The sequence below is a fragment of the Gelidibacter salicanalis genome (assembly GCF_016469035.1).
GTDB classification, from domain to species: domain Bacteria; phylum Bacteroidota; class Bacteroidia; order Flavobacteriales; family Flavobacteriaceae; genus Gelidibacter; species Gelidibacter salicanalis_A.
Genome location: NZ_JAEHJZ010000039.1, coordinates 57,995 through 71,318, shown reverse-complemented (window position 1 = coordinate 71,318; position 13,324 = coordinate 57,995). Strand labels below are relative to the sequence as shown.

Sequence of the window (13,324 nt, the reverse complement as noted above, 5' to 3'; positions counted from 1 at the left end):
GCATTTGGACGGATTTTAACGTTTTGCATTACAAATAGTCGTCATAGTGTTCATTTACTTCATTTATTTTTTAGTAATTTGTAGCACCAACTTTACAACACATTTTATGACTGATATCATCAAAAACACTGAAGATTTTGTATTTAATCTTTTTAAAGAGGAGTTACCAAACACCTTTCTATATCATAACTTCACACATACCAAGCGTGTTTTAAAGAGCACGAAAGAAATTATTCAAAATTTAGATATCACTACTGAACAATCCACAATACTCCAATTAGCTGCCTTATTGCATGATACGGGCTATACCAAATTAAGAGATGGGCACGAAGAAGAGAGTGTTAAGATAGCGACCGCTTTTCTAGAAACACAACAGGTAGATCAAACTATCATTAACGCCGTTAATGAGTGTATTATGGCAACTAAATTTAAGGGCACTCCAAAAAATGAATTGGAAAGGGTTATAAGAGATGCGGATGCCTCCCATTTTGGCAAATCTTATTTTAACGAAGCCAGCGAATTTTTAAGAAAAGAACTAGAATTGCAAAACGTTAGGAAGTACTCTCCTTCAGAATGGCTTGCCGAAAACATAGAAGTACTCTCTCAAAACCATCAGTTTTATACGGACTATGCTCTTAAAAATTGGCAAATACAAAAAGAAGACAACTTAGCTGAACTCATTAAATCCAGTAAGAAAGAGAAAAAGAGACGCCAGAAAGAAAAAATGAAGGCGCAACTTAAAGCTAAGGCAAAAGATGCTAGCCCAGAACGTGCCATTCAATCCTTTTACAGAACGGCCCTCAGAAACCATATAAAATTAAGTGATATTGCCGATACAAAAGCAAACATCTTACTATCAGTTAATGCGATTATCATTTCATTGATGCTCTCTACTTTATTTTCGAAATTTGACAATCCATCCAATCAATTTTTGATCGTGCCTACCATTATATTAATGCTCTCTAGTATTACCTCAATGATTTTATCCATCATCGCAACGCGTCCTAATATTACAAGTGGCGAATTTACTAAAGAGGATGTGGAGAATAGAAAGGTGAACCTGACCTTTTTTGGGAATTTTCATAAAATGAAACTCGAGGACTTTGAATGGGCCATTAATGAGCTCTTAAAAGACAAAGACTATGTATACAGCTCTTTAACAAAGGATCTTTACTTTTTAGGGAAGGTGTTGGACAGAAAATACCGAATTTTGAGAGTGACGTACACCATTTTCATGACGGGAATGATCATTTCTGTAATAGCCTTTGCTATTTCATTTAAATTTTCACCAGCAGCTGATTTGGACGAAGTTTTAAAAACTGAAAAAAAGGCGATGAATCTGATTGAACTGAGACAAGACAGGTCTCAAAATTATTATGTCTAAGATTGTTTGATGTCACTCATCAAATCGTCATAGGTATAATAGCGCTGGTCTATTGAGTCTTTGTGGTATAGAATAGGGACACGAATAGCTTTTAATCCTGTAACACCTTGTAGATTTTCCAATTCTAAGAGTTCGATTTCGGTATCGAACACTTTCTTATATTGTAAAAATTTGATGTAATTAAGATACGCTTCTTCATCTTCTTTTTGAGAATAGATGATGGTTAGCTTTCCTTTTGTCGTAACCCGTTCATCGGTTCCTTTTATAAGCGCTTTGTCTACTCGTTTTTTTACCACCTCATAGCGTGCATTGTAGGAACCATCAACGTCAAATTGTTTTTCATCCATTCTAAAGTGAATGGATAACGGTTGATGTGAAACTAAAATCATGGAAGCGACCTCTACTGTAGCCGGAAATTCATGCTGGTTTTTGTAAAATTCATTTTCCATTTCTGCCATAACTTGAAGTTGCCATAGTCTTAAATTATAGAGGTACACCTCATTAAAACTCTGCTCTTTTGTAATTGATTCCCCAATATACATATTATGCTCAACGCCATCAGTCTTGTAGCGCTCAAAGAAATGCGGATACATCAGTTGTGCCTCTATTTGCTTCTGATCTATCACGAATGACATTTTTTTATTGATTAATGCGATGGTGTCATCATAGTATTTGCGGTAGTAATAAATAAGACCTAACTTCTCATTTATTTTACTGAAGTAATCTTCGACGGCATCCGCAATAGCACCGTTTTTAGTTTTCATGAACTCAAACAACGGATGAATTTCCTTTTCAAAAAACTTTACAATTTCCTGTTCAGTATCAACTTTAAAATGATCTTCCATTTCTTTTGATAGCTCATCCATTTGATAGTTGAGCTGCTCATAAATTGGCAAACCCTCAGTTTCTGATACCGTCGACAAAAGCTTCCTAACCAAGCTGATTTGCAAGGCCAGATCCTTGCGTGTGGCTTGATTTCTAGCAGCCGAAGAGCCTTTTACATCAATTTGCCCGAATAAAGGATAGACATCCGCAAATGCAATCTCACCAAAAGATACACTGATCGCGTCTCTCCTCTTTTTATCTAAAAAGATGCGTGCTTCCCTTTCAAATTTCCAACGCACACTCGGATGGATGGACGTGCATTCTTGCTGAATAACCGCTTCGATTAAATTTTCTTCGCTCTCTTTGGATCGCAATACAGAAGCCACAATAAATGGCATCACATCAATCAAAATATTGGCGTTAATACTATTCAGTTCAAGAACTTTGGTGGACACAATCTCCAATACTCCTAAGAGTTCTCCATTTGAGGCAATTGGCGCTAGTATCGCGCTTTTAATCCCGTGGTCATGCAAGGTTTTATATTGTGCCTTACCGTTGGTGAGTTGGTAGTATTTTTCAACATCAGGGATGGAGAAATAGGTGTTTTCTGTAATTAGTGCTTTATATGACGCTTCACACAATAAGGTTTTACAAGACCCAGCATCTTGATTAAAGAGCAAATAACTATCAATCCCTTCACCCGTAATGCGCTCAAATTGTTCTTCCGATTTATTATAAGCGACAAATCCCACTTTAACATCTTTCAGATTTAATAGCGATTCAAACAAATGTTTAAAATCTTCAGTAAAATTTTTATTCTGGCTGTTGGCAGACGCCAATAAACTAGATTTTATTTCTGAAATAGAACGATCATTCGTCACATCAAAAATATTGTTAATAGTAAAACCCTTAAAAATATAACTTTGCGCTGGGAATTTCTCGCGCCACAACGCCATGTTATCATAGCTCTCTAGTAATAATCTATGATCCGCGTCCGTTATGTCTGGTGCCTTTTGGGTTTTTATAATTTCTACAAAATCCGCATTATACAAAATTTTGTAGGTTCTTAAGATGCCATTAGCGTCCGGAATTTCATAAAAAAACGATCTTCTAAAATTGATATCATAACCGTAATGAAACTTTAGGATAATTGCACAAGCCTCTCTATACATATCATCTTGAGGCTGATTGGAAATTTTCAATTCAAAATCATCCCCAGCATTTTCAATAATTGCTGTGAATCTTTTGGACGCGTTAAAAATCAAACTATGTAGGACTACGGATGCGGTTTTGATTTCATTTTTGGTCAGCAATTCATTAAAGGAATCCTCCAAAATAATGTTGATTTCCTTTTGATAGGTATACAACAAATCAGTATTGGTAAAACCCTCTCTGAGCTCAGACGCAGCGTTTCCAGCTTGCAACACACGCTGCGCTTTCGCTACTAAAAAAGGATCTTTGCTTAAAGCGAGTTGCTCGTAGTAGTTTAAGAGTTTCTCAAAACTTATCTTGATTAGAAAAGGTGAATCGATATGCTCATTAATGTCTGTCATAGGGTCTTAATATATTCAAATCTACGGATTTTTGAGAAGGGTATAAAAAAAAAGAATCGTGACGTCCGATGTGAGCTTCACGATTCTAATCTATTTTTTCGGCAGCATCTCTACTTTTAGATTCTGGTAAACTTTGTAATTAAATTTAAAAAAAGATGTTACTCGGTTCTCGATATGATACACATTGTCACTTCGAGTGATTTTCAAGCACCATAGTGATTGAAAATAGTATCGAGAAGCGTGCGAAAACCTGAAATTTAATGACGTAAGGTTCTCGATATGTCCCGAAAGCCTTAACATAATCTGCCTTTATCAAATCATTTCCGAAGCTTTCGGGACACTCGAACTGACAACCAAACTACTTGTTTACGACTTGGACGATGTCAAATTTAAAATCACTGTGGTTCTCGATACAATTCCGATTAAAAATCGGAATCACGGCGGTTCTCGATACAGTTCCGATGAAAAATCGGAACCACTGCGGTTCTCGATACATTTTTAAGGATGACGCTACTGCGACAGCCTTAAAAACACTCGATCTGACAACCGATACACATTGTCACTTCGAGTGATTTTCAAGCGCCAAAGTGATTGAAAATAGTATCGAGAAGCGTGCGAAAACCTGAAATTTAATGATGTAAGGTTCTCGATATGTCCCGAAAGCCTTAACATAATCCGCCCTTATCAAATCATAAAAACACTGCGGTTCTCGATACATTTTTAAGGATGACGCTACCGCGACAGCCTTAAAAACACTCGAACTGACAACCGATACACATTGTCACTTCGAGTGATTTTCAAGCGCCATAGTGATTGAAAATAGTATCGAGAAGCGTGCGAAAACCTGAAATTTAATGATGTAAGGTTCTCGATATGTCCCGAAAGCCTTAACATAATCCGCCTTTATCAAATCATAAAAACACTGCGGTTCTCGATACATTTTTAAGGATGACGCTACTGCGACAGCCTTAAAAACACTGCGGTTCTCGATACATTTTTAAGGATGACGCTACCGCGACAGCCTTAAAAACACTCGAACTGACAAACCAACTATTTCAATTCTAAAAGGACAATATCGTATTCTGAATCTATTTGAACGCGACCGTCAATAACCTTTGACTCTTGTTTTGAATACGCATCACGCACTATTGCACCTTCCTTAAACACACCCGAAACGTCTAAGGTTTTCATTCCAATTGGCAACTCAAGACCTACCACTACCACATCTTCAAAATCATTCTTTTGGTAACGTCTATAAAACACATAAGGACTATCTGTGATCATTTGATGAACGCCAGCACCAACTGCGGGATGGTTTTTTCTGAATTGTCCCAATTTCTGATAATGTGATACAATGGTTATGGTGTTTTCATCAGATGCGATGGATTCCCAATTCATCATTGAACGTAAGGTTGCATCACCATTTGTACCTTCTATAACCAACGATCTTGCGGATTCATCGCCATAATACAACTGTGAAGTACCAGGAGACAATAATAATTTTGTAGCAGTTTCGAATGACTTTTGACGTGATGGGTCAAAAGGTTGCCCGTCATCATGTGACGACAGGTAATTCAGAACGCCATAGCCTTTCAGCGGATTGTGAAGCGCATCTCCATATTTCTTAAATAACTGCTCGTAGTGTAATTGTGCAGCGTCATACTTAAATTCAAAATTGATCAAACTGTTAAAAGCCTTATCAAAATAATTGATGGTTTGTCCTCCCAAATTATATGCTTTTACAGCTGAAATGCCGTAGCCATACACTTCACCCACCAAATAAAAATCATTGGCATCCAATACCGCTTCTGGATTATTGGTTTTCCATTCCTTAAAAGCAAAATCACATTCGGTTTTAAATTCCTGCCAAACGGTTTCCTCTGTATGTTTCACGGTATCTACACGATAGCCATCAATGCCATATTCCGTAATAAAATCCGTAAGCCATTTCATAATATAAAATCGCGGAGCTCTAGGATGCCCTGTACGTTCAAAAAACGCATCCAATTCTGCTACCTCCTGATCATAACGTCCTTCTGCTTTCCATTTCTCCACAAGTTGCGGTGGTAACTCCACGTGCTCATTACTTTCCGTTTTAATGTCGGGAAGATTTTTAACCAACGTACAGGAAATCGTCGCATCGTACGAACTATAATCGCAGGTAGGGTCTGTACGAACCCACTCATCGGGCCAAACAGGGTCAACGGGCGTGACTGGCCCCGTATGATTGATCACTGCGTCCAACACTACCCGAATTCCTTTGTTATGCGCCGCTTGCACCAAGGCTTTCAAATCGTCTTTGGTTCCAAAATTAGGGTCAATTGCCGTCCAATCCTTGGTCCAATACCCGTGAAATCCGGAAGTAACACCCGTACCTTCATCAGTACCACCATGGATTTGCTCTACAATGGGTGTCATCCAAATGGCATTGACACCAAGGTCAGAGAAGTAGCCTTCTTCAATTTTTTGGGTGATGCCTTTTAAGTCGCCACCTTCAAATCCTCTCAGTTTACCCGCTTCCTGCGTACGATCGAAATTCAGGTCGTTGGCACTATCGCCATTGTTGAACCGATCAGTCAATAAAAAATATAAATTGGCACCCTCCCAAACAAAAGGCACATCGTTGTTTTCTTCCATTGTAATTTGCGTATGTCCTTCTTTACAGCTCAATATTACCAAACTACAAAGCAGGCACCATAAAACTTTTGTCATGCTTAATTAGTTAAAATTTTATATGCCCAAGGTTTTAAAACCATTGCCTCTTCTTTAAGTTCTATAGTATCCCCATTCATATAATCTTTAAAGTTTCCGGTTACCGGTGCGGAAACGGATTGATCTTTATCAGAGAAATTTCCAATAAATGTAACGGTATGATCATCTTTGGCGCGTTGAAATGCCAAGACTTTAGCATTTGTAGTATCTAAGTTTGTATAAGACGCTGGATTTTTACCTCCATGTAACGCTGGATTTGTGTTTTTCAATTCGCCTAGTTTTTCAAGTAATGGCCACATGGTTTTTTTAGTTTTAGGAATCGAATCCTTTTCAAAAAACTTTAATCTGTAGTCCATATCGTATTCCATTCCTGAATAAATAAGTGGCATTCCAGGAATCACATAACTGAACGCGGTCATTAACGGTGCGGCGTCTTTCATACGTTCACTGATAGTGCCACTCCAAGAATTTTCATCATGATTGGTAATAAAATTCATAATGATATCATCCTTCTCGTATAAGGAGTCAATCTGCGTCATACGATCATTCCAAGCCTCCAAGCCTTTCTTGCCTTGGGCCAAATCATTCATCACATGGTGCGTATCCCAACCGTAAACCATATCAAAAAGTCCATCCTTAGCCAATTCTGGTTCCCAAGCTTCCGCTAACATAAAAATGTCTTTGGTTGCTCTTAATTGCGGAATAGCCTCCACCCAAAAATCAGTTGGGACAGAAGCCGCTACATCACATCTAAAGCCGTCCACACCTTCTTCTTTTAACCAATATTGCATGTCTGCAATCATCTCTTTGCGCATGTCTTTATTATCGTAATTGAGGTCAGCAACATCCGTCCAATCTGTTTCTACAGGATAGGTTACGTTGCCATCTTTATCCTGGGTGTAATACTCAGGATTAGAGCTGATCCACTCGTGGTCCCAACCCGTGTGATTTGGAACCCAGTCCAAGATGACATAAATCCCATTATCATGCGCAGTTTTGATGAGATTTCTAAAATCTTCAATGGTTCCAAATTCTGGATTGATTTTAGTAAAATCGGATACCGCATAATAGCTGCCTAAGTATTTTGATTGCTCTGCTTCAGGAAATTCTGATGCAAACTTACTATCCGCACCGCCCGTAGCTTTACGGTTGGTCTCGCTGATTGGAAAAATTGGCATCAACCAAATGACTTTTACCCCCAATTCTTTTAACTGCGGAATGTCTTTAGTGAATTCGTCAAAATGTCCCGATGGGGAATATTGACGAATGTTGGCTTCATAAATAACCCCGGTCTCTAGAACGTCGTCAGTGATCGTTTGAAATGTTTCTTCAGTGTTTTCATTAACTGTTAAGTCTCTTTTCGGTTCTTCCTTGCAAGCCGTAATCAGCATTAAACTGAAGGCTGCTAACATAATTTTTTTCATGTGTACTTACTTTAATTTGATGTTTAGTTGTAATTCTTTTGCCGTGTTCCATTCCAATGGAATGGTCACCGTGTTTTTATTTTCATTATAAGTGAACTCTAGTCTCTTACGTTTACTTTTGATCCATTTTGGTTTTCCGCCGATATGGTGTACTACAAGATCAATCATCTTAGATTGCGATTTATAGGTCGATCCAATCTCAGCTTCGAATCCGATTTCAATTTTAGAAGGAGTCGTTTCTGATTCGAAGGTCAATAGCTCATAGTTGCCTTTTTTATAAGCATTAGCGGTTACACCATCGTCGTTATACAATTGTCCTATACTTTTTTCAACAGATGCATCATGATAGTAATGAAGTTCAAATACATTTCCGTCATAATCCTTGGTACTTTGCATCGATTTTGCCATCGGAATGAATGCCCCGGCACGCACATAGGTAGGGATGTTATCTTCAGCCACGTTAACGGTTGCTGTTTGTCCGCCAAAAAATTTTTCGCCGGTATAAAAATCGAACCACGCGTTGTCTTTTGGAAAATAGAGGTCTTTGCTAGTCACCTTTGATTTCATGATTGGTGACACCAGAAAATTATCGCCCCAAAAATAGGTGGACGCTTCTGTCTTAAGCGCCTCAGTAGTGTCTTCAAAGAACAACGGACGCATTAATGGTGTGCCGTTTTTATGGTTTTGAAAACTCAAATGGTAATTATACGGTAGTAATTTATACCGCAATTCAATAGATTTTTTCGCCAAGGCTTTGGTGTGGTCATCCCAAAAAATCGGCTCTGCAGGCACATCTTCTTGCGCATGCGGACGGTAGATAGGCTGAAAAACGCCGTATTGCAACCAACGCGTATAGAGTTCCGGATCTTGAAGATTCCCCGCAAATCCGCCCAAATCAGAGTGCATATAGCCTAAGCCTTGCATGCCCATTTGAAGTGCAATTTCCGGTTGACTTTGTAAACCGCCCCAAGTTCTGTTGACATCGCCTGACCATGGAACCATCCCAAAACGTTGTGATCCGGAATATCCAGCACGCATTAAAACAAAAGGTCGCTGGTTGGGGAAGTCCGCTTTATAGCCTTCTGAAATCAAGCGTGCCCAATCGTGGCCATAGGTATTGTGGACTTCGTCTGCCGTTCCTGTAGCATGAAGCAACGCTGAAGGATGGACTTCAGGCTCACCTAAATCGCCCCATATTCCGGTCACACCTATATCTGTAAGGTCTTTATAAATAGTCCAAAACCAGGTTTTCCCTTTCGGATTATAAATGTCGATCAATCCAGTATTTCCAAAATAGAAATCATAGATGAATGGGTTGCCAATTGAATCTTTTGCCAAAACACCTTTATCAACAGCATCTTCCCATCTTTTAGACGTTGTTAATACAAAAGGCTCTGAAACCAATACCGTGTTTACATGATCAGATTTTAAATCTTTGATCATTTGGGTTGGATTTGGGAACGAATCTTTTAAAAATTCAAGATTCCCCATATGTCCCTGAATGTCCTTTCCGAACCAAAAAATATCGATGATGATGGCATCTAACGGTATTTCTTCATCCCTGAATTTCTGAACGGTTGCTTCCACTTCTTTTTGGGAATGATAGCCAAATCTACTAGAGAAATTTCCTAAGGCCCAACGTGGTGGCATGGGCTGTTTCCCAGTTAAGTCTGTATAATAATCAATCAAATCGGTCCACGAATCGCCCACAATAACTTGGTAGGTTTTTCTGCCAGAAATGGTTTCATAGGTTAAGGTGTTGTCTTTATTACTGTCCAAATCTAAAAATCCGATCGGCGCATTATCAAAATGAACCATATACTGCTTTGATGACAGGACTATAGGCATGGTGTAATTCATCAATTCCGAATGGGTTTCATAACCGTAATGGGCACGGTTATAAAGCTCCAATCGGTAGCCACGGCGGTTCATGCCTAAAGCGCGTGCACCACCACCATAAAGCACTTCGTCCTTGGTCAAATTGAATTGAATGGTTTCTAAACTGTCATTTTTAACATAGCCTTTTTTCTCAGAAATGACGGGTTTACCTTTATAACTGTAGGAAATTTGAAACGGCTGTTTTTGGATATTTACCGTAATTCCCTCTGTTTGAAATTTAAACGACTCCCCAACATTCAGCAACTTAGCTTGTATTGGTTCTGGTTTTAAAACGACCGCATGCGAATTGGGATTGTAGACTTCTCCTTCAGGAATAAAAGTGGTTTCAATGATGTGGTCACTAAACGGTATGATTTTATAAACCCCGTCACTGACTTTGATGTCCAGTACATTGTTTTTGTAAGCGATGGATTCAAACGTTCGGTTCGGGTTTTGGGAGAATCCGAGGGTTAAGGAGAGTAGGAATGTTATTACTAAGTACTGTTTCATATTTTGTGTTTTACCCTTCCGACTTTAATTCCTTATCGGGAATTAAAGCCACCTTCCCTTGAAATAAGGGAAGGAATTAGATGATTTTTTATTAACTAGACCTCACAGGTTTTAAATACCTGTGAGGTCTTCAATTCTGACATTTACTCGGTCTTCTTCAACAAAAACGTCAATGGAATGTGCAGTCGCTTTTGCCACGAGACTTCCGTATGCTCTCCGCCTTCAAACTTTAAATTTCTAAAGTTTGAGGATTCGTAATTTTTTTTCTTAAATATTCTATCAACTGTTGGCGCGTATTTAGGATAGAATTTATCCATGGTTTCTGTACCATAATCAAAATAGAATCTGTGTGTTTTTGGAGAAGGCACATGGTCTTCCATATACTCAAAAAAAGTATCGGCCAACACATCACTATCGTCAGGATTACCACCTGGCCAATGGGTAGACAAGCAAGCAGCAGCCCCAAAAACTTCTGGGTACTCGCAAACCGCGTACATTGAAATCAATCCGCCCATACTTGAACCAGCCACCACCGTATTTTCCCTATCCGTAAGCACCGAATAATTGGCATCGACGTAAGGCTTAAGTTCATGCACCAGAAACCCTAAATAATTATTGGAAGTGACCGAATCCAATTTAAAATTATTCAATCTCGCTTCTTCAAATAGAGAATCCTGAACCGATCTGGAAAGGGATTCAAAAGGCTTTTGAGGAAAATATTCACTGTGGCGCAACTCATTAATATTAAATGGTGCCACCACAATAAAATCTTTGGTAATGCTATCATTCATCAATTTAGCCGACACCTCATCCACTTTCCATTCTTCATTATTCCAGGTGATGTTACTATCAAATAGCATCTGCCCATCGTGCATGTACAAGACTGCATATTTTTTACGTTCGGAATAATCCTTTGGCAACCAAATGTCCACTTTTCGCGGTGGAATATAATTGGATGGAAAGTCATCAATCCGCAGTAAAGTGCCGCCTGCAAAATCGCCTTCAATAGTTTCGACAACCGCTTTTGAGGTGTCCGCAGGTTTTATTTTAGCCTTCTTAGTGTTGGTCGTACAGGACATCAAAACAGCGAAAATGATCAGTATATAGATGCTTTTTTTCATAGTATTATTAAAACCTCCAACCGCTGCATTTAAACAATCTGTTGGAGAAAGTAGGCCGTTTAAAATTCAATAATCATGGCTGTTTTGCCATCAACTTGCAAGGTGTTTTCTAAGGAAATCTGCTGTTCTGAAAGAATATCCCAACCCGAAGTATGTAATTTGATCATTTCTTTGAAGCGTTTCAGCTCTAAAGTCTGCGCTTCCGGATTGTTATTGATCACCACCATCACACGTTCTTCATCAGTATATCTAAAATAGACATACACGTTGTTCTCAGGAACAAATTGCATGGTTTTTCCTTTATGAATGGCCGATTTCGATTTTCTCCAATTGAAAACTTTCTTTGAAAATTCAAAAAATGCAGTTTGACCCGGGGTTCTTCCTTCTGCGGTAAATGCATTGATCGGATCGCCTTCCCATCCTCCGGGAAAATCATGTCGGATGTCCCCATCGCCTTTCAAATCTTTATTACCGCCCATGCCCAATTCGTCACCATAATATACCTGTGGAATGCCTCTGACCGTAGCCACCATGGTCATGATCATTTTATAAGTATTCAGATCTGCTTTATAGATTTCATTGATCCGATTGGTATCATGATTTCCAGCAAACACAAGAATGTTATTGATGTCTGGGTATAAAAAATCGTTGGCAAAATTCTCATAGGCTCTTAACATGCCCTTGTCCCATCCTTGCTCATCTTCAGCAAACATGAGTATAAGGGCATCGTGAAGCGTAAAGTCCATGACGGTTGGTAAATGCGAATTATAATTGTCTATAGCGCCAATCTTACTATCCTTTTGCCAATAGGCCATTTGTGCCTGATTATGCATCCAGACCTCTCCGGCGATATTTAACTTAGGATATTCGTCCATAATGGCTTTGGTCCATTTTGCGATGCCCTCCTTATCATTATAAGAATAGGTATCCACCCGAAAGCCATCCAAATCTGTAAATTCAACCCACCAAATTGCATTCTGAATCAAGTAGGTAAGCACCAAAGGGTTTTTCTGGTTAATATCCGGCATTGAGGTATCAAACCAGCCATTCATACACGCTTTCTTGTCTGACTCTGAAGCATTGGAATCAAATTGGGTGGTCATCCTGTGGCTGCTACGTTCAAAGCCGTTTTCGTCAGAGTCCCAAAAGTTAATCCAGTCTTTGGAAGGTAAATCTTGGATCATCCAATGCTTACTTCCCCAGTGATTCGTGACATAATCCATAAGGAGTTTCATGTCGCGTTGGTGCAGTTCAGAAGCCAAACGTTTATAATCGTCATTGGTACCGTAACGCGGATCAATTTTATAATAATCACTTTGAGCATAGGTGTGGTAGGAATGGATGGGCTCATTGTCCTCCAACAACGGCGTACTCCAAAGGGCGGTAACGCCCAGTTCATCCAGGTAATCCAAATGATTGATGATGCCCTGAATATCGCCACCATGACGACCTGAAAGCTCTGCTCTGTTGACCTCCTCAATGGTGTCGTCAGTGCTGTCGTTGTCTGAATTTCCATTCGAGAAACGATCTGGCATCACCAAATAAATCAAATCACTAGAATCAAAACCTTTTCTTGAAGCCGAATGGTCTCGGCGGGCTTTTAACTCATAAGATTGTGTCCCTAAGATAGTGTCATCCTTTAAAAATTGCAACTCATAGGTACCCGCATCAACATTTTTGGTGTTGATGGTAACAAACATGTAGTTGGGGTTTTCGGTTTTAACAACATCCGTAATTTGAATGGTGTTTGCAAATGCCACCTCATATTGGGCGATGTCCTGACCGTACACCATCAGTTGTACCTCGGAATGTTGCATTCCTGCCCACCAAAAAGGGGGTTCTATTTTCTCTACTTGCGCAAATATTGTCATGCTTAAAAGTACCATTAATATGAATGTTATAGTCTTCAATTTATCT

Annotated in this window: 7 protein-coding genes; 1 reads left to right on the top strand and 6 read right to left on the bottom strand. The window is 39.1% G+C overall.

Annotated elements, in window-relative coordinates:
- The first annotated feature begins 106 nt into the window (after nucleotides 1–106).
- Nucleotides 107–1,384, top strand: a complete 1,278-nt coding sequence (locus JEM65_RS16145) for a Pycsar system effector family protein (protein WP_199601710.1) — start codon at nucleotides 107–109, stop codon at nucleotides 1,382–1,384.
- Here JEM65_RS16145 and JEM65_RS16140 read toward each other — a convergent pair.
- From JEM65_RS16140 to JEM65_RS16115, 6 genes are all read right to left on the bottom strand, one after another.
- Nucleotides 1,381–3,762 (bottom strand): GAF domain-containing protein, encoded by a 2,382-nt coding sequence (locus JEM65_RS16140; protein ID WP_199601708.1) that lies wholly within the window; start codon nucleotides 3,760–3,762, stop codon nucleotides 1,381–1,383. The genes JEM65_RS16145 and JEM65_RS16140 overlap by 4 nt on opposite strands.
- Nucleotides 3,763–4,812: 1,050 nt before the next feature.
- Complete coding sequence (locus JEM65_RS16135; protein WP_199601706.1) at nucleotides 4,813–6,474, bottom strand: alpha-amylase family glycosyl hydrolase; 1,662 nt, start codon at nucleotides 6,472–6,474, stop codon at nucleotides 4,813–4,815.
- 2 nt (nucleotides 6,475–6,476) lie between these two features.
- Nucleotides 6,477–7,898, bottom strand: coding sequence for an alpha-amylase family glycosyl hydrolase (locus tag JEM65_RS16130; RefSeq protein WP_199601704.1), 1,422 nt, complete (start codon nucleotides 7,896–7,898; stop codon nucleotides 6,477–6,479).
- A 6-nt stretch (nucleotides 7,899–7,904) separates the two neighbouring features.
- Complete coding sequence (locus tag JEM65_RS16125) at nucleotides 7,905–10,286, bottom strand: glycoside hydrolase family 31 protein (protein ID WP_199601702.1); 2,382 nt, start codon at nucleotides 10,284–10,286, stop codon at nucleotides 7,905–7,907.
- 143 nt (nucleotides 10,287–10,429) lie between these two features.
- Nucleotides 10,430–11,407: an alpha/beta hydrolase gene (locus JEM65_RS16120; RefSeq protein WP_199601700.1), complete on the bottom strand. Its 978-nt coding sequence runs from the start codon at nucleotides 11,405–11,407 to the stop codon at nucleotides 10,430–10,432.
- A gap of 59 nt (nucleotides 11,408–11,466) precedes the next feature.
- On the bottom strand, nucleotides 11,467–13,317 hold the full coding sequence (locus JEM65_RS16115; RefSeq protein WP_439953513.1) for a glycoside hydrolase family 13 protein: 1,851 nt from the start codon (nucleotides 13,315–13,317) through the stop codon (nucleotides 11,467–11,469).
- Between the last annotated feature and the right edge of the window lie 7 nt (nucleotides 13,318–13,324).